General features: G+C 50.2%; 13 protein-coding genes. 3 read left to right on the top strand and 10 right to left on the bottom strand.

Annotated elements, in window-relative coordinates; all coding sequences use genetic code 11:
• Positions 1-169: 169 nt before the first annotated feature.
• Positions 170-907 carry a hypothetical protein gene (locus NST69_RS05520; protein ID WP_342548703.1) on the bottom strand — a complete coding sequence of 246 codons (738 nt, stop codon included), beginning with the start codon at positions 905-907 and terminating at the stop codon, positions 170-172.
• A 197-nt stretch (positions 908-1,104) separates the two neighbouring features.
• On the opposite strand from NST69_RS05520, the gene NST69_RS05515 reads away from it, so the two are divergent.
• Positions 1,105-1,737, top strand: a complete 633-nt coding sequence (locus NST69_RS05515; RefSeq protein ID WP_342548701.1) for a CPBP family intramembrane glutamic endopeptidase — start codon at positions 1,105-1,107, stop codon at positions 1,735-1,737.
• A gap of 42 nt (positions 1,738-1,779) precedes the next feature.
• On the opposite strand, the gene NST69_RS05510 is transcribed toward NST69_RS05515, so the two are convergent.
• Positions 1,780-2,409 (bottom strand): YfbR-like 5'-deoxynucleotidase, encoded by a 630-nt coding sequence (locus tag NST69_RS05510; RefSeq protein ID WP_340978918.1) that lies wholly within the window; start codon positions 2,407-2,409, stop codon positions 1,780-1,782.
• A 297-nt stretch (positions 2,410-2,706) separates the two neighbouring features.
• On the opposite strand from NST69_RS05510, the gene NST69_RS05505 reads away from it, so the two are divergent.
• The gene (locus tag NST69_RS05505) at positions 2,707-2,925 is read left to right on the top strand and encodes a PspC domain-containing protein (RefSeq protein WP_340978915.1); all 219 of its coding nucleotides are present in this window, start codon (positions 2,707-2,709) and stop codon (positions 2,923-2,925) included.
• Positions 2,926-2,987: 62 nt separating this feature from the next.
• Complete coding sequence (locus NST69_RS05500) at positions 2,988-3,659, top strand: PspA/IM30 family protein (protein ID WP_340978913.1); 672 nt, start codon at positions 2,988-2,990, stop codon at positions 3,657-3,659.
• A gap of 102 nt (positions 3,660-3,761) precedes the next feature.
• On the opposite strand, the gene NST69_RS05495 is transcribed toward NST69_RS05500, so the two are convergent.
• The 8 genes from NST69_RS05495 to NST69_RS05460 form a co-directional block, all read right to left on the bottom strand.
• Entirely contained in the window at positions 3,762-5,390 is a 1,629-nt protein-coding gene (locus tag NST69_RS05495; protein ID WP_340978911.1) for an alpha-glucosidase, read from the bottom strand.
• 5 nt (positions 5,391-5,395) lie between these two features.
• Positions 5,396-7,117 (bottom strand): glycoside hydrolase family 66 protein, encoded by a 1,722-nt coding sequence (locus NST69_RS05490; protein ID WP_340978908.1) that lies wholly within the window; start codon positions 7,115-7,117, stop codon positions 5,396-5,398.
• A 43-nt stretch (positions 7,118-7,160) separates the two neighbouring features.
• On the bottom strand, positions 7,161-8,735 hold the full coding sequence (locus tag NST69_RS05485; protein ID WP_340978907.1) for an ABC transporter substrate-binding protein: 1,575 nt from the start codon (positions 8,733-8,735) through the stop codon (positions 7,161-7,163).
• 89 nt (positions 8,736-8,824) lie between these two features.
• Positions 8,825-9,703 (bottom strand): carbohydrate ABC transporter permease, encoded by an 879-nt coding sequence (locus NST69_RS05480; protein WP_340978905.1) that lies wholly within the window; start codon positions 9,701-9,703, stop codon positions 8,825-8,827.
• Between the two features lie 12 nt (positions 9,704-9,715).
• Positions 9,716-10,678, bottom strand: a complete 963-nt coding sequence (locus NST69_RS05475; RefSeq protein WP_340978903.1) for an ABC transporter permease subunit — start codon at positions 10,676-10,678, stop codon at positions 9,716-9,718.
• A gap of 75 nt (positions 10,679-10,753) precedes the next feature.
• Positions 10,754-12,379, bottom strand: a complete 1,626-nt coding sequence (locus tag NST69_RS05470) for a helix-turn-helix domain-containing protein (RefSeq protein ID WP_340978901.1) — start codon at positions 12,377-12,379, stop codon at positions 10,754-10,756.
• Between the two features lie 3 nt (positions 12,380-12,382).
• Positions 12,383-14,134, bottom strand: a complete 1,752-nt coding sequence (locus NST69_RS05465) for a histidine kinase (protein ID WP_340978899.1) — start codon at positions 14,132-14,134, stop codon at positions 12,383-12,385.
• A gap of 74 nt (positions 14,135-14,208) precedes the next feature.
• Positions 14,209-19,317, bottom strand: a complete 5,109-nt coding sequence (locus NST69_RS05460; protein WP_342548699.1) for a glycoside hydrolase family 66 protein — start codon at positions 19,315-19,317, stop codon at positions 14,209-14,211.
• Positions 19,318-19,341 lie beyond the last annotated feature (24 nt).

Raw genomic sequence — 19,341 nt, 5'->3', positions numbered from 1 at the left:
CCTGCCCGTGATTACACGGTTTTGTATTTCTAGTATTATATACTTATACGCTTCCTGCGTTAAGCCTGCACCCAAGCAGCCGTCATTAGCTACAAGCAAATAGGATCACAGCAAATAGCCCCGGACCGTCCATACGGCTTAGGGGCTATCTTCGCATCACCTATTCAGATCAGCTTACACTGCCGGCTCTCTCCATATACTCTATCTTCTCCCGGCTGATCCTATAGAGCCTGGCGTCCGGCCCCGGATTCAGACTGTCGCTTGCGGACAGGAATCCTCTATCCGTGTCCCGCAGAATATACACTCCGTTCAGAAGCTCTCCCCCAACCAGCTTAATGTTCATCCTCGAAGCCTGGTAATAGTTCTCTGCATACCAGTTGTAAAGTGGCCGCATCAGCAGCTTGCCGATTACGAAATAGAGAGCAGTCATAATCAGCAATAGCACGTACACCACCTCCCGGTCCTGTCCATAGACGAAATAGAGTATATCGAACTGATTCGTCATGTTAAGATTATACGTGACAATCAGCCTGCTCATCAGCAGCATACCAAACAGCAGGTAGAAGCTTATGCCAAGCACAACATGGATCAGCAAGATCCAAGGCTGGTATGGGGAGAGGCGCTTGCGCATACCGGAGGTCATAAAATACGTAACGAGCAATCCCGCAGCAACCAGCGAAATCAGCAGCGGATTGCTCAGAGGATGAAGTACATACAATAGCAAGCTGTTAATCCCGGCAAAAATTAGAATATCCGCAAGTATGGATTTGGTCCGTTCCCTGCGGCTGCCCGCCGGAAGCTGAACAGCGGAGTCGCCCAGCAGGAAGTCGACAGCCCATACGATCAGGAGCAGAACACTGAACCAGAACAGCGTAGTAGAGAACGGAATAAGATTAAAATACTGCAAGAGTGATGCACCATCCTTATTTTTCCTTTATTGTATCATTTCCACTGATCTTCCCGCCGTAACATTCATCTCCTACATTATTATAATATTTGTAATTGCTTTCTAACTGTAATGCTGCAAGAATAGATACATTTACATTCTGACACAGACTTACCATCCATACTTACACTTCGACTATCTCTGAGGGGGCACCACCTATGCTGTTGCTGGGATCATGCGTTATTGCTGTACTGCTGTCTTTTTCATATAGAATCTTCGAGGGGATACTCGGGGTTATCTCTAAACAGCAAGCGCGGTTTACGATTTATTATTGGGGAGCTGCCATGATTGCTGGAAGCGTTCTCTGGAGTTACAGTTATACGTTTGGCGCCCCGCAGCAAGTAATGAGAGTGCTCCCGCTGTTCCTTATTATTCTGCTTGTGAACCTGATCATCTCCCGATCCTCCGGCTATAATCCAGTGGGAACTTATAATACGGTCAACTTCGTGCTGTGCTTCCCTGTCTTTGAAGAGATCGCCTTCAGAGGACTTATACTGCCCATCCTTGCGCGCCATCCGGTACTCGGTCAGCTGCATTCTACTTCGATCATTGATGTCAGCGGGGCGATCCTCCTTACCTCACTGCTGTTTGCGGTGTCCCATTTGCAGTATTACAAGCTGAACCGCGAGAGCGTCAGATTCATGCTGTTTGCTTTTAGTGGAGGGATCTTCTTCGGGCTGTTCGCGCAGGTTACGGAGTCGCTCTTGCTGACGATTCCGCTGCATATTGCTTTTAACGGATCGGCCGTGTGGTATGCCCGGGCTTCCGTAAGCAAGCACCTTCAGGCCTGAGGTATTTCTATATGTATATATGAAAAAAGAGCCACAGCTCCTCTACAGGGCCAGCGCCTCTTCCGTAATCTGCCTGATATCAATCGGAGACAGCGTCTCCTCGTTCACCATGTCCGGCAGAATCTCTGCCAGGAAGTACTCCACGCATTTGAGGTCAATATGCTTGATCTTGATCAGCGCATTGCGGTACATCACCACGAATTCCTTCTCCGTGTTCCCTCTTTGCAGCTCGGCAAAAGCTTCGTACACCTGATCCATCTTATCGGCAACCTCCAGAATCAAGCCTTCTAGCGAATCGTCCTTGCCCTCACGCAGCTGCTGGTAGAAGATGCTTTTGAATTCGTCCGGAATATGCTCCTTGATGAAGTTGTCGATCATGCCCTCCTCCACCTGCTGGATCAGTGATCTGAGCTGGAGCGAGGAGTGCTTCACCGGCGTTTTGATATCCCCGATAAAAATCTCTCCGTAATCATGGCTGCTCGTGATCTCGTACAGCTTCTTCCAGTCGATCACCGCGCCGTGCTTCTCTTCAATATCCGCCAGCGTCTTCGCGTATTGCACGACCTTCCAGGAATGGGCCGCAACGCTATGCTCCTCGAATTTGAATTTGCCCGGACAGCGGATAATGCGCTCCAGCTCATTCAGTGAGCGAAAATACTTGTGAATTCCCATGGCTAGTCCTCCCGTATGTTAGTTAGGCTACGCTAGAGTTCAGTCTAATCCTCCAGTGTTAACCCCGGATGAACCTCAGCACCCCATTGTGTAAAATTCGCACGGCTGCGCGTATCTAAGGTTTTTCCCGGCCTCTCCCCGTCCTATTGCGGTCCCCATCCCCGACTAAGGTCGGGAACAAAGAACAGTCTGCAGGCCGTTTTGCCAGAGAGGATAAATTCGTACAATACATACATAGACAACGCAGTGAACACGCCGCGAACCGGCGATCACCATATAAGAGAGGAAGATATCACTATGACAAAAAAATTAACCCGTTCCTTAACAGACAAGAAGCTCACAGGTTTATGCGGAGGACTGGCACGCTATTTCAATGTTGATGCGACCCTCGTAAGATTGCTTGTTGTTGTCGCTACGTTTTTCAGCTTCGGTACTGTTGTTTTTCTCTATATCATCGGCAGTCTTATTATCCCTCAGGAATCCTACGGCGGATTCGATGACGGCTTCAACTACTAATTCCTTCTATTAAATACTTGCGTCATACCTTAACCAACCCACATAAAAAGGAGATCATTATTATGAGTATATTCCAAAGAATCACCACGTTAACGAAGGCTGCCATTCACGAAGGGCTGAACAAGCTGGAAGATCCGATCCTGCTAACCGGTCAATACCTGCGGGATCTGGAGGACAAGATCGCTAATGCCGAAGGCAAACAGCGTGAACTCAAGGCAGCAGCCAGTGTGCTTGAGCGCCGGATTTACGAATACAAGGTGCTTGCAGAGCGCAGTGAAGCGGAAGCAGTCCAGTTCATGAGCGAGGGCAATGAACCTGCTGCCCGCCTGGCGGTAATGGCTAAGCTCCGCTACACAGAGAGCGGACAGGAATGCACCGCCGGACTTCAAGAGACACAGGCAGCACTTTCCTCGCTGGAGGTACAGCTTGCCGGTGTTAAGGAAGAACATACGCGCCTCAAAGCCAAAAGAGCCGAGCTGGCTGAACGTGCCCGCAAAGCTGCGGAGATCAAGCAGTGTGCACAGGCCAGCGCATCATGCTCCCCGGCCGGATACGGCGGTCAGGTGCTGAACGCCGGTGCCGCAGCCCGCGGCTTCGAACGGATGGAAGACAAAATCGCCATGCAGGAAGCACTGGCCGAGCAATCCGGTCTGGCTGCAGCCGCAGCCGTTCCTGAATCCCCGCTGAACAGCGCGGTTGAAGCCGAGCTGGAGCGCCTCCGCAACCGTAAATAAGCTGACGGTGTATAGTAAGCAATAAGGCTGCCTCCCTTTTTATCAGGGAGGCAGCCTTTTGGTGCAATGAACTTTGTTCCAATTAGGACTGAACAGGTTAGTCTATGCAAGTACAACAGCAAAAGCTTCATAAGGCCGTAATTGCAGCTGCTTGAAGTCCACATCATCTCTGGAGTAGTTGCCGATAATGAATCCGGCGTGACCCAGCTCCGGCAATTCCAGTGTGATGGGCTCCCCGCTGAAGTTGGCCGTTACCAGCCAGGTCTGTCCTTCATAGCGGCGGAAGTACATGAACACTTGATCCGGCACGCCGGTCACCAGTTCGAAATCGCCCCATACCACAATCGGGTTGTTCTTCCGCAGTTCAATCAGCTTACGGTAGCAATGGAACACCGAATCCGGGTCCTTCAGATTCGCCTCCATATTAATTTCCTTATAATTCGGATGTACAGGCAGCCATGGCTCTCCGGTTGTAAATCCTCCGTTACGGGTAGCATCCCACTGCATCGGAGTCCGGGCGTTATCTCTCCCCTTTGCATTAATGGAATGAATGATAGCTTCCTTGGCGTATCCTTGCCCGATCCGTTCATGATACATATTGATCGCCTCAATATCCTGCGCTTCGCTGATATCCTGAATCGGATAATTGGTCATTCCGAGCTCCTCGCCCTGATAAATGTAAGGCGTACCCTTCATCAGGTGAAGGAGTATGGCGAACATTTTGGCGCTCTGCACACGGTACTGCTTATCGTTGCCCCAGCGCGATACAATTCTCGGCAAATCATGATTGTTCCAGAACAGGCTGTTCCAGCCCTCGTTCCCCAGCTCGGTCTGCCATTTCGCCAGCACCTGCTTCAATTCGCTTACATCCAGAGGCTTCAGATCCCACTTCTCTCCCCCGCCCTGCTGATCCAGACCGATGTGCTCGAACTGGAACACCATCGACAGCTCCTTACGGTCCGGGTTGGAATAAAGCTTGGCTACTTCCGGAGTCGCCCCCCAGGTCTCTCCCACCGTCAGAACATCATGCGCTCCGAAGGTCTCCCGGTTCATCTCCTGCAGATATTCATGCAGCTTCGGACCATTCCCTGTGATCTCCTGATCGGGAATTTTGCCGACCAGATCAATGACATCCATGCGGAATCCGCCGACACCCTTATCCAGCCAGAAATTCATCATGTCCCATACCTCTTGACGGACCTTGGGGTTCTCCCAGTTCAGATCCGGCTGCCTGCGGCTGAACAAGTGCAGAAAGTACTGGCCGCTCGCTTCGTCAAGCTCCCAGGCCGATCCGCTGAAGGTTGAACGCAGGGAGTTGGGAACCCGGCCGTTGACCGGATCACGCCAGATATAATAGTCACGGTACGGATTATCCCTTCCTTTGCGGGCCTCAATGAACCATGGGTGCTCGTCCGAGGTATGGTTGACGACCAGATCCATAATAATCCGGATATTGCGCTGCCTGGCCTGTTCAATTAATTCATCCATGTCATCCATGGTTCCGAATTCGGTCATAATATCCCGGTAATCGCTGATATCATAGCCGTTATCGTCATTGGGTGATTTGTATACCGGACTAAGCCAGATTGCGGTAATGCCAAGCTGCTCCAGATAGTCCAGCCTGCTGATAATCCCCCGGAGGTCGCCGATTCCATCCCCGTCGCTGTCTTGAAAGCTTCGGGGATAGATCTGATATATTACAGCTGTCTGCCACCATTTTGTATTGTTCAACCCATTCACTCCTGTAAGCTAAATTTAACTACAACCATGGACCAGATGCGCAGGGACGGCAAAGTGAATCTGGCCGCAAGTCCTTGCCCGTGAGGAACTACCTCATAATCCAGGACAATCACTTCCTGGGCCTCATCATCCGGGCTGGCCGTGTAAATGCATTCAATCGGCTGTTCGATCAGCAGTGTGCACACCACATCATTTTGAGCTTCAGGCCGCTGTTGCTTGCCATGCTCCCAATAATCATCTTCAAGCCCGGCAAGATTAATCAGCTGCAGGATCTGATAGCCCGGCTTGCGCTTAATGATCGTCCAGACAGAGTCAATATCTCCGTTCGGGGCAAATGGCACCTTGCCTTCGAAGGTAATCTCGGTGTTCACCCCGGCGGTATAGGTATAAGACACATCTTCCAGCTCTGCATCCTGGATCAGCACACCAAAACGCACGATGAAATCATAGTAGCGTCTGACCTCGACGGCAAATTCAGGCCGCATCACTGCATAATCGGGATAGTAGGGCATAGTCAGCATTCCATGATCCTCACCCAGCAAAAGGTGATATCCCCCGCTAGCGAATATGGAGGCCATCGTCAGCAGCGCCCCGTTCTCAGCCCATTCCTTGTCATGTCCAGCTTCCGGGTAGAAGGAGGGCAGATAGGCGGAGAGGATCACCGGCTTGTGAGGGTCGAGTGAACGCGCATGATCAATCAGTCCTTTAAGCTCACACAACCGGACTACCGGCGGCCACACTTCAATATATAGCGCCTCCTGATCCGCCGGGGCCGTCTTGTGTATAGGATAATTACCCACATTATTGAAAATAACCCCGGCCTCTGCCTTGATTTCCTTCACGGCCGCCTGGGTCCGGTTAATCAGAGCCGGATAACATTCCGCCAAATCGACCAGCTCTTCTTTTCCTGCGATCCGGCGCACGGCTTTCTTCGGAAAGCCGTATTGATCCATATGAATTCCGTCGAATCCGGCATGTACGGCCTGACGGAACTGTTCAACAATATGATCGGTCCAAGGAGAATCCGGCGTAATATCCATAATATAGAATAGATCTATTAATTGAAACGGATCTCCCTGGCGATTATACAGTCCCCATTCCGGGCGTGCCTGCAAGAAGTCCTTAAGACTTGCATATACCGCTCCATAGGCCATGGCAGCCATCCCTTTATCGTGTACGGCTGCGATCTTTTCACGAACCACCTTATAGGACATCGTCCGGCCCATCGGATCAATAAATTCATCCTCTTTCGGAACCAGATCATCATGCCTGTACATCCAGTCATAGAACTGTATGACATTCAAGTGGAATTTGTTCATGCTGTCAACGTCACGGGTGTCTCCGGATTCTTCACTCCGGAAATCGCTTAGAAATCCATACCGTGGCGCCCGGCCCCAATGATCGGCAATATCGTAGGAGGTATAGGCGGTTGACACTACAGCTTCATTGCACAGAACTGTAGCCTTGACCCCGTAACCCGCCCACTCTGTAGCTTCAGTGAACAAGGGAACGGGCACTCTTTGTCTCAAGCCTGGTTCCGTACGGATGCTAAGTCTTGCTTCAGCAACCTGCTGCTCCAGCTTGTAGAAGCTGACCACCAGCTGCAGAAACGCTTTCTCCCCGGTCTCTACTTCAATAATAATACTGCCGGATTGGCCGGTTTTGTACTGGGCCTGATCGGGATATATATCTATATGTGTCAATACTCTATGGTCCATATGAATTCTCCAATCCTTGTAGATCGAGCTTGGTCACTTCCACTTATTTCTTTCCATTTTCCGCCAGCCAGGCATCCAGCTGCTTTTGCGCCTCCGCGATGACTTTGTCTGCTCCAGCCGCTTTTTGTTTTTCCAGCATTTTAGGAAGAGACTCTTCCGGATCGAGCTGACCGGACTTCAGACCGTCAACAAAGGCTTTGTTGGCGTTGTCAATCGAGATCAATTCATTTTTTACCGGCTCCGCATCGAAGACAAATCCAAAGATCCGTGAAGGATTAGAAGACACCTGTTCGTTGAACTTCTCGTAGTTCTGGTATTTATTCGGATCTTCGCCTACACGGGTATAGTTGAGCATTTGATTGCCAAGCTGCCACATAATATCGTGATAGTAGCCGACATTATCTGTAGTTTTGCCTTCCGGCAGCGCAACTTGTCCGTCTTTGAGTACATAATGGGTTCCTTCAATCCCGAAGTTGAAGAGGGTCAGCAATTCCTTGTCCTTATAGAACAGGTTGAGCAGCATCATGGCACGTTCCGGATCTTGGGAGCTTTTTGAAATCGCATACATGGTTGCTGTCATTTTCCCTGTCTGCAAGCGGTCAATATTAAGCGGAATTTGCAGCATCTCACGGCCCGCTTTAATCGAACCATTCGGTGATACGGCTGCTGTGCCGATCTCCATATCCGCGATAATATCCATATCAGAGACAAAGGCGAAGCCTTTACCCGCTTGAATCTTCTTCCAGGCGTCCAGACCAGGTGTCAGTGCATCCTTGTTAATGTATCCTGCCTTGTACCACTTGTTGGTAAGCTTGGCAAGCTCCATATACCGCGGAGTCGTGTAGGAATTGATGACGGTATAATCATCTGCCGCTGTTCCCACGGTGTTAATCGCTGCAATACTGACGATAGAATCCAGATTCGTCGATGAATAGTACGCTTCGAGAGGAAAGCTCGGTGCCACCAGAGGCGTAACCCCCGGTTCGTTCTCCTTGATGGTTTGAAGCATGGGCTCCAGATCCTCGACTTTACCAGACTTCAGTGCAGTCAGATCAAATTTGTACTTGTCCACAAGCTCTTTGTTCAAGTAGACCCCTTGTGCACCGCCCAGCTCCTGGTGGGTATGAATACCGTATAGCTTGCCGCCGCGTTTAGCCGGCCCGTGATAGTCCTTCTCCACAGCTTCGATGTCCGGGCCGTATTTAGCGAGCAAATCATCCAGCGGCAGCAAGCCCCCTTTGGTCACCTGCTGCTGGAACCCGAGCCAATCCGCTGTAAACAGCAGGTCCATTTTGTCGCCGGAGGCCATCATCAGATTCGTTTTATCACTCCAGGCGCCCCAGTCGATGGGATTCAGCTTGACCGTCATGTTCATTTCCGGATAGGTCTTTGCCAGATAATCATTCATCGCATCCTGTACCCGCTGATTATCGTTTTGCGGCGCATCGGGGAATACCATTACAACTTCGTAAGGCTTCAATTCGGAGCTGCCCTCGCTTCCCGGCTGGACTGTGCCCCCCGGTGAATTCGCAGCATTATTCCCACCGCAGCCGGTTACTAGGGCTGAAGTCAGCACAAGCGATGTCAATACAACAGAACTCTTTTTCAACCACTTCATAGATAATAGACCTCCCTGAATGATTCTGTATTCTTGCCTTTGTTCTCTAATTCTGAACTTGCTTATACTAATCCGGTCATATACCGGGATCAGCCTTTCACAGCGCCTACGGTAAGGCCTTTGACGAAATACTTCTGCAAGAAAGGGAATACCAGCACCAGCGGTCCGATTGCAATCATCGCCATCGCCATCCGGATGGATTCAAGCGGCGTTGTGACCTGTGCGGTTGAACTGTAAGCCTTATTGGCAATCGTCTGCAGGAACGAAGCGTTCATTAGGGTTTTGGTCAAAAGATATTGCAGAGAGAACAGCTTCTCATTCTGGATGAAGACCAGGCTTGTAAACCAGTCGTTCCAATAGGATACGGTGGTGAATAACCCGATGGTGGCCATTACAGGCAAGGACAGCGGCAGAATAATGCTGAAGTAGGTCCGGAATTCACCTGCACCATCGATCTGAGAGGAATCAATCAGGGAAGGCGGGATGCTGTTCGTGAAGAAGGTCCGCATGATGATCACGTTGAAACCGCCGATTAGACCCGGAATGATAAGCGCCATCAGCGTATCCTGAACATGCAGGAACCGGGTGTAGACCAGATACCAGGGCAGCAAGCCGCCCGAGAACAGCATCGTGATCAGGATGTAGAAGCTCAGAGCACCTCTGAGAGGAAACTCTTTCCGCGATAATGCATAGGCCATGGCCGAAGTCACAAACAGACTGACTACAACTCCAATCAGTGTTACCGAAGCAGAAACACCATAAGCCCGCAATATTTTTTCGGCATCTTCCAATAAATACTGATAAGCGACAAGGCTGAATTTGCCGGGCCAGAAGCTGTATCCATTCGCAGTTACCCAGTCTTCATCAGCAACCGAGATCATAAATACAAGCCAGAACGGGATCAGGCAGGCAAGACTGAACAATGACAGGACAATAAGGATAAAGGGATTGGTTCGTTTTTTCTCCATGGTGTTCTCCTTCTAGAACAAAGCATTTTCTTTGCTGAATTTACGGACAGCCAGGTTGACGGTAATGACAAGTGTAAAGCCAACCACAGATTGCAGCAGCCCTGCCGAGGAGGCGAGTCCCGTATCCCCGGTAACCATTAACGCCCTGTATACATAGGTATCGATAACATCCGTTGTCTCCTTGATCATACCGGAGGCCATGGTTGCCTGATAGAACAGACCGAAGTCAGCGTTGAAAATCCGGCCGATCGCCAGCAGTGTCATGATGATGATGATCGGAGCGATCAGCGGAATCGTAATTTTCGTCATTTGCTTCCAGCGGCTGGCCCCATCAATGACGGCCGCTTCATAATATTCAGAGTCTATCCCGACAATGGCTGCCAGATAGACGACGGCCGAGTAACCCACACCCTTCCAGGTGTTAACAAGGGTCAGGATATAAGGCCAATGCTCTGCTTCCGCATACCAGTTTCTAGGATCTATCCCGAAGGGCTCCAGAATGAATTTGTTGATGAAGCCCAGCTCCGGATTGAGAAATCCATACACGATATAGCCGACAATGACCATGGAAATGAAATTGGGCAGGATCACTGTGCTCTGAAAGAACTTGGAGGCAAACTTATTTTTGACCTCGTTAAGGAGAAGTGCCAGCATCACTGCGAGTATCGTATTGATGATCAGGAAGCTAAGGTTGTACAGCAAGGTATTCCTGATGATCAGCCAAGCGTCGTTCGAAGCAAACAGAAACTTGAAGTTGTCCAGTCCGATCCATTTGCTGCCCCAGATTCCTGCCGTATAATTCAGGTCCTTGAAGGCGAGGAAAATACCGAACATAGGGAGGTAGTTATTGATCAGCATCAGCAGCACACCGGGCAATGCCAGCACGACCAAGGCCCTGTACTTCCATATGCTTTTCCATTTTGATCCAGGCCGCGAGCTGCCTGATTGTGCCGTTAGTGCTTTTTCCGAAGCCATAGTTCCACACCTTCTTATTGGGTTATGGCTTCATTATAAGGAGTTGCCTGCATCTGCTCTGCCGTTTTTATAACCTTAATCTATTCGTTTTGTGACATTGCGGTATTCCTGGGGATTGACGTCGAATTGCTTGCGGAACATTTTGGTGAAATGGGAAAAATTGCTGTATCCTACCTGCTGCGCGATCGCGCTGACCGGCATATCCGTGGTGTCCAGAAGCTCGCGTGTGCGGTCCATCTTTACCGAAATCAGGAAATCAATAAGGTTCTGGCCGGTCTCTTTCTTGAACAGCCTGGAGAGGTAAGCCGGGTTCAAGCCCACATAATCAGCGACACTGGCCCTGGAGATCTCTTCCTCCACATGCTGCTGGATGTAGCGGATGGACCGCTCAATCACACCGCCCTTCTCCTGCCGCTCAAATTCCGCTTCCATGACCGCCGATACAATTCCTTCCGCCCAATGCCTGTATTGAAGCAGTCCCCGTATCCGGGCGGTTGTCCAGTCTGGAAACAGAGCTATGCTTCCCGCATTGATTCCTCTGACCTGCAGGAAGTGATATATAATCTGCAGGGTATCCTGATGCAGGGCGTCCAGATGTCTTCCCTGAAAAGAAGGATTGGCTTCCAACTTCGCTGTCAGATGATGAATGAACTGCACAGCGGACTCACGCTTGCCGTTCAGCATATAAGAGATCAGATCACCCAGCAGGATATCCTCCGAATTAGAATTGGCGGACAGCATCTGATCCTGTGGTAAGTATAAGAGCACGGATTGGGTCCGGGAGATATTATCACGCTCCATGGTCTTTAGACTTTCACACATTCCCGGCAGCTCCTGGATGGGTTTGAACGAACCGACATAGCAGGTTACGATGCTGTAGAACAACTCCTGGCAAGCTTGGATAAAACGTTTACCTGTGGCCGTGAGCTGCTGAAGGCTAACCTTCTTAGCCGCAGGTCCTCCCTCCACACCTCCGGCATACAGCAGAATGAACAAAACCCCGCTCTTATCGGTGATGGCCTCCCCCGGATGCTCTTCTGTAAAACATTCCTCCGCCGCTTTCTTCACCGCATACTCCATGATTTCCTGATCACGCGGGCTGAGCGGTTTGGACCACTCCTCAATACTGATCAGAATCGGGAGCACCTGATCGTCAGGATTTAACCCTACCCCTGCACCCGCCAGCTCCCGGTCAAAGAAATCCCCAAACGACAGGATGCTGCGGGACAGCAGATCCTGCCAGAAGCGTTCTACACGCTTCGGCTTTTCCTGTTGCCACAGATTCAGATACTTATGATACATCTGGTTGTAGGACTCATACTCTTCCTTCTCACGGATGGCCGCCATCATCCCCGATACAGCTGACAACAGCTCCTCTGTGTCAACAGGCTTCAGCAAGTAATCAAAGCTCCCGAGGTTCACGGCTTTCTTGGCATAGGAGAATTCGGAATGACAGGTCAGAAATATCGATTCAGTCCAGGGAGAGTGCTCCCTCACCCAGCCAACCAGTGAAAGTCCGTCTTCATCCGGCATCTCAATATCGCAAATCAGCAATTCTATTCTGTGATCATTCAGCAGCTCCCTGGCCTTGTCGGCCCTGTTCGCCGTTAAAACCTCTTCAATCCCATACGCCTTCCAGTCACAGCAGTAGAGCAGCCCCTCCACAGCGAATTGTTCATCATCTACAATCAATAATCGCATGGCTCATCGTTCTCCTTCTGTATATTCAATAGGCAGGCTAAGCCGCACCCGGAATCCGGACGGCTGATTGCCGCTGAAGTGAATTTCGGCTCTCCCCTGATAGATCATAGCCAGCCGTTGCTTCACATTCCAGATCCCGATTTGTCCCTCATCTGTGTCCGGGGTATAATCCGGTGCATTCAGCTCCTGCAGCTTCTCTGCACTGCTGCCCTTTCCGTTATCAGAGATTTCAATGATCATGGTACCTGCCGCTTCTTCTGAGAGACCTGCCGAAATCTCCAGCTGGAAGATCTCTGCCTTCAGGCTCATGCCATGAAGCATGGCATTTTCTACAAAGGGCTGTACCAGCAAGGACGGTATGGAGGCGCGGCTAATCGCTTCGGCTACGGTGATCTGGAACTCAAACGACTGCTGGTAGCGCATCTTTTGAATTTCCAGGTAATTGCGGAGATGTTCCAGCTCTTGGCCCAAAGTAATGCGGTTATCCTTGACCTGAAGCATAAAGCGGAAATACTGCACCAGATGCCGTACTGTTTTTTTGACCAATTCGAAACGCTTCAAATCGGCAAGCTGAAAAATAATATTGAGCGTATTCAAAAAGAAGTGCGGATTAATTTGCATCTGCAAATGCTTCATTTCTGCCTTTTGCGCATTAATCCGTTCCTCGTACACATCAATTTTCAGATCCTGGATTTCCACAACCATGCTATTAAATGCCTGATTCAGCGCCTGAAACTCCACCAGGTTCGAATCGGGAAGCTTGGTTTCCATGGCGCCGTTGCGGATCCGGTGGATGCCGCTGAGCAAATCCAGAATCGGGCGGATGACCATACGGCGGAAATAATATAAGTAAACCAGTAAAATGAGCAAAATAATAAAGGGCAGCACATTAATAATCGTTTGGAAGGTATTGAGTCCCTGGAGCAGCTCGGAAGCAGGGATGACCACGGACAGATTGATTCCCAGTGCAGAGGACTGGCTGGACACCACAAACCACTTCAGCCCATCATGCGTAAACGAAAAGGAAGAATTCAGATTCATCTTCTCACCCGGCAGCTTGAAGTCGTAGCCCATGGATGCCGAAGGACGGGTTAAGATATTCCCTTCATTATCCACAATCAGCACATCACCGCCCGATTGCAGGTTCAGATTGCCCAGCGGTGAACGCATGGAGTCGATTCGGATCAGAGCGCCAATACAAGCGGTATTGTCCAGATTATTGCTGACGGTCCGGTTTAAATAGTAATCTCCGGCAATTTTAACGATTGTCCATTTGTACTGAAGTGTTTCCAGATTATCTTCATTTTGAACCTTTGTCGTAATCCAATCCCTTATCTGGTCCATATATTCCTCTGTCGTTCCTAGTACATTGGATAGTGTCAAAGTATCATTAACGCCGGAGTATAGATAAAACATATCCACGCTATGGTAATAGGCCTGATAAGCCTGATTTCTCTGCATAATCCCCATACGGGCAAAATAATAGTCGGACTCTGTCAGCCCCGGCTGATTCAATTGAAGAAAATTCACATCATGATCGACAATATCGACCAGATTAATCGTAATGTCATTCAGGCTGCTCTCCATCATCTTAAGATTGGAGTTGACCAGATTCTGATAGGATCTGGATACCTGTTCGAGTACAATTCCCTTGGCATAATATCCCCCGGCAAAAAGAACGGCGAGCAGCGGTATCGTTATCGCAGCAGACAGTTGAATCAGTCTTACACCCAGCGAGTTTTTTCTGTTTTTCATAATGCCTCCTTTCTGCAACAGAACATAAGAAAGAGTCACCTCAGTGACCCTTATCCTATGACCTTATTTGCGGATTAATCAATTAAATGCTCTATGACCTGAGCGGCTTCTGCCCGGGTTGCGCTGGATTCAGGTGCAAAGTTTCCATTCGCGTATCCATTCATCAGACCCGCTGACTTCACCTTCTGAACTGCTGACTGTGCCCAGGCAGAGATCTCTTCGCTGTCCCTAAAGGTTAGGTTCACCTCTTCGGTCTGCTTGATACTTCCATGGATGGCTGATGCTTTGGCAAGCATCACCGCCATCTCCTGACGGGTTATCGCTTCATCAGGTGCAAATCGCTTCCCGTTCCTTCCGTTCACCAGACCTGCCTGATAAGCAGCGGCAACATCACCGGCATACCAGCTATCCGCAGTTACATCCATAAATGGAGCTGGTCCTTCGGCTTTTAACCGAAGTGCCTTGACCATCAATGCAGCGAACTGTGCCCGGGTAATCTTCGCCGCTGGAACGAACGTATTCTCCGTCATTCCGTTGATGACATGCTTCGCGGTCAAGCGGCGGACAGCCTTATATGCCCAATGCTCCGCAGGTAAGTCAGCATACGTTTTGTCATATGCAAACACGGTATAACGGCTAAAGTGACTAAGCTCAGCTGTAATCTCATGTTCGGCCGTGTTGGCTCTGCCGCCGGTATATTCCCATTTCTTCAGCGGCTCACTGAAAGTGTAGATGCCCAGCAATTCATTCAGATCTTCTTGCTCCAGATCATCAACCTTTAAGGTAAGCTGCACCGGGCTTCTAAAGGAAGCGAGCCTGGATAATCCTCCGTCAGCCGTCGTTACTCCGAATTCAAATTCATAGGTCGATCCAGCGGGAACCCAAGGCTTCACAGCCGGAAGGAAAGCTGCCTGCGGCTCGATTCTGTTGAAGGTAATTTGAATTTGTGAATCGGCTGTTATTTTCCCTTTATTCTCTTCCAGAAGCTGAAGAATATGATCATGGGTGAAGTTCAGGCTGAAATGACTTCCTTGAAGCTGCAGCTTCTTCCCCTGCAGCCCTTCCGCAACAGAGACAGGAATCTGAATCCGGTTGTACTCATCCTCATTGACCGCAATTGTGATTGTCCCATCAATCGCCGGATTCAAATCCTTCGCCTGCAAAACAAGAACATCCCTTTCCGCTGCTGCTGGAGTAGGCGTAGGCGCAGGTGTGGCCGATACCGTCACTGTACCTATATCTGCCCCTCCGGGAGCAGGTGCAGGAGTTGCCTCTGCAGTCGGTGACGGGCTTGGAAGGCCCGGTTCATCATCACTGAAGATCGGCTGAACCCATGCTGTCCTCGGCGCCTTGTCGATATAAATCATCGTCCAATACTGCATCGATGGCAGTTCAATCTGCAATTGTTCACCATTCCAAGTATAATTCAGCTCTTGTGACAGACCATGCCCGGCGTCAGGACTGGCGGCATAGACCTTCAGATCCGGTGCTTCCGTCTCGGTGATGCCGATATCGTAAGACACTTTTAAATGGTTGAGGACCGCTGGCTCATTGGCTGCATTTCTCCAGTTGTCATCATTATGAAGCAGATTGATCAGATGCAGTACATCATACCGCTCAAAGCCTGTATTAGTATCATTTTTTCTGACTGTTGTCCAGAGTGTATTCTCCGTTCCGTCTTTGCTTGTTGCCAGATTGCCGCCGTCCGCTTCCACGGACACAACAGCGGATGAATCGGCTTTGCTGCCGAACAGCAGGTTTTCATATGCAGCATTGAATTTATAATACTCCTGCATGGATTCCTTGGTGGATTCCAGCATTTTTTTGCTGCGGTTCGGATAATATTCATGGGCTAGCATGTTCGGGCCTTCCGATTGCTTCTCGGCGGTTCCCAGCTCAATATGGGTTGCACCCATCGATGCCAGCCCGGCATCCATCAGCCGCACGGACGGCTCGTTGAAATAGCCAGCCGTTACCCCGCGCAGCCGGACGCTTCCGGCAATATCATCCGCTTCCATCTTCAATGTAACGGTATGGGTCCCCGCCTCCATGTGTGGAATAATCACGTATCCGTCCCCGCTGTACTTCTCACTGCTCTCAGTTCCATCCAATCCAATCTTCAGATCGTTGCCATGTTCATCCTTGGCGCGCACGCCGTCAATATAGACCGAACGTGTGGTCATGCCGCCTGCATTGGAATAGGTGAAGATCAGACTCTGTTCCCCTGATTGAGGGATGTTCACCGGATAGGTCACCTGCTCTCCGATTGCACCAAAGTTCAGCACGGTATCCTTGTAGAGAGAGAACGGTGACTCCGTATCCGTACTTTCGGCTTCATAGCTGCGGGTTACCGGGTCCGGATCACCGGATAATGCAACGTTCAGCTTATCCAGCCTGATTCCGCTGTCCTGCCCCTCCGGCATTTTGATGATTATGCGATTTATGCCTTCCTCCATTGGAATGCCGCTCATTGCCGCTTCTCCCCATTTGGAGCCAGCGGTTGGTGCAAAGCTTACAGGAGTGCCCGCGCCATTGTTAATATACACACTGCGGCTGACGGTCGCTGCCCCCTGGGCATTATTTTGATAGATCCAGCCGAGATCGTAGATGCCTGATTGCGCTGTATTCACTGTAAAAGTCAACCGGTCATTGACATTATTGAACTCGGAGGCATATCCGATGATAGGGACAACCCCGCCTGTTGTTTCAGCGCCGCCTGTACTGTATTCATACCCTCCGGCAATGATCTCGCCCACATTGATATATTGTCCGCTTGATTCCATTCGCAGCGTAACCTTATGGTGTCCCTCCTGGACAGGGACAGATAATTCACGGGGCTGCATAGAGCCCTCCCAGCCGCCGGCTGTTTTAGCAAATGTGATATTCTGGGCCTGTGGAGCTGGTTCGCTATCCACCAGAACCGACATTACAGGATCATTATCGCCATGATACAGGACCGTAATCGTGTCCAGCGGATGTTCTGCATATACATCGTAGGTGACAGTCTGTCCTGCCTGCCCGAAATTGTCTGTCTTGCTCTGGCTGTAACTCAGGCTGCTGGTCTGCGGAACATCCGCATACAGTGCATAGTTTCTCTGTGTGCCGACCGTCATATACCGGAGCTTAATACCCAGGTCATTTGCAGACGCTCTCAGCGTTATGATATTATCGCCTGCGTTCAGATGAACCTTGTGCAGATTGCCAAGCTCCGAGAATTTATCCCATGTACCCGTGCCGGCAAACGAGACCTCTCCCTGAGGCACATCATTCACAAGCAGCTCACGTTTCACCTCCTGCCAATCCGAAGCGTAGCTGAATCCGAGCGGATATTCTCCTTCAGCAGGAACATTTACATGGAATTTCACATAATCGCCTGCGGTATCAAAATAATACACATTGCTGTACTGATCCACAATTACCGTATCCAGCTTGGCATCTGCCGCCTCATAGCGCTCATTGATCCCCTGCCCTTGGACCTCCAGGCCCGCCAGATTGAGCCAAAGGCTATTTGTATTCAGGGTAAGCTTAACGGAATTTTCACCTTCCTTTAACATTGCCGTTACTGCGGCTTGTGCTGTCGGGTTCCCCCACCCCGTATTGGCCTCAAAGGGAATTGCCGCTGCGGCAATCTCATCATTAACCATCAGCTTGCCTTCCGGAGAACCGGCGCCATTGCCCTGTCCATAATTCAGGACAAGCGTATACATTCCGTCTGCTGGAGCATTTACGGTAAACGTCACCGAATCCGTATCTTTGCGTCCAAAGTTGCCGACCCAGCCGTAAGCTTTGGCAATCCTTGATTGGTAATCCACGGTTACCGGAACATCCTGGGCTTCCGTGCCTCGTGTCGGCAGACCTGTAGCCTCTTTGTAGTTTATATAACCGGCGATCACCATCGCCTTACCGCCATCCTTCTCCCGGGTATCTTCCACGACCTTCTGAATATCCCGGTAATTGTTGCGGTCCTGCCAAATCTCACTGTAGTCGAAATCGGTTTTTGTACCCGGATCGGGTACAGCGCTGTATTCGGCATTGCCTCCCACCATATTGAACGTAACCTTGCTCTTTAAGGGGTTATTTGCGAGCAACGAGTCCTTGACGGAATGAATGAACCGGGCATAATCCAGGGAATAATAACGTTTATTGCCGTTATAGTCATACAGGAAATTGTTATCATTGGCTCCCCACTGATCCAGGTGGATGCCGTCAAACCCGAATGTATTAATGGAACGGTCAAACTGTTTAGTGATATAGTCCTGCCAGAACCTGCTTCCCGGGTCCTGCAGGAACAGGGAGGTCGTCTTCCCGTTCACATCGAAGGTATACCCGTTCTGGTCTTTGTGCGGATTGTTCTGATCGAGCTGAGCACTGTTATAGAGTCCCCACTCCGGACTGACGCCGAAGTCCTCATAGTTCTCACGCGCTGCATAATTCATCTGATAGGCCATAGCTGCGGAGCCGTATTTCTGTGCAGCCTCCACCTGCTGCTTAACGCTGAGCGGATACAGTGAACGTCCCAATAGATCCGAATAGTGTGTATCCGCATTAATGTCTTCATCAATGAAATTGCCGTCTGCATCTGTGACCGGCTGTCCATTGCTGTCGGTCTTGGAATACACCGAAACATCATGCCGCCACATCCAATCATAGAACTGGTAGGCATTAATGTAGTAGTCCCGGGACAATTCCCGGAGCTTGGAGTCACTCTCCTCCGCCGTCTCCTGCGGAAAATCAGCGACATATCCGTATCGTGGGAATTTCGTCCAATCGCTGGAGACATCGATCGCTGCGGTCACATACTCTGATGGCGCATCTCCCTCTATCCACGCTTTCGCCGTGTAGCCGCGGAAGTCCTCAGCCGGAGGCGTCCACCCCACGGTTAGCTTGTTGCTCCCTTCCTGAAATACCGTCAGCGCTTTGTCGCCTTCAGCAACAAGGGTATTCAACTGATAAATTTGCAGATGCAGCTGCCCGTTCCAATCCGCAGATTGATCCAGGGTCATAATCAGCTCTGCGGCTTCCCCCGGAGCGAATCGTGCCTTTGAGGGTACCATTTTTAGTATTTTGGGATTCCCCGTCCCCGTTGGCTCTGCCTGGGCCGTTCCTCTGCCGCCATAGCCTGTTGTACAAATTTGAATCAGCAGTAATAAACAGAGACAGATAACAGCTTGTTTCTTAAACATACAGCATCTCCTTTATATCCATAT

The sequence above is a fragment of the Paenibacillus sp. FSL P2-0089 genome (assembly GCF_038595095.1).
In the GTDB taxonomy this organism is placed as follows: Bacteria; Bacillota; Bacilli; order Paenibacillales; family Paenibacillaceae; genus Paenibacillus_AQ; species Paenibacillus_AQ silagei.
This window is presented reverse-complemented; position numbering and strand designations above follow the sequence as displayed.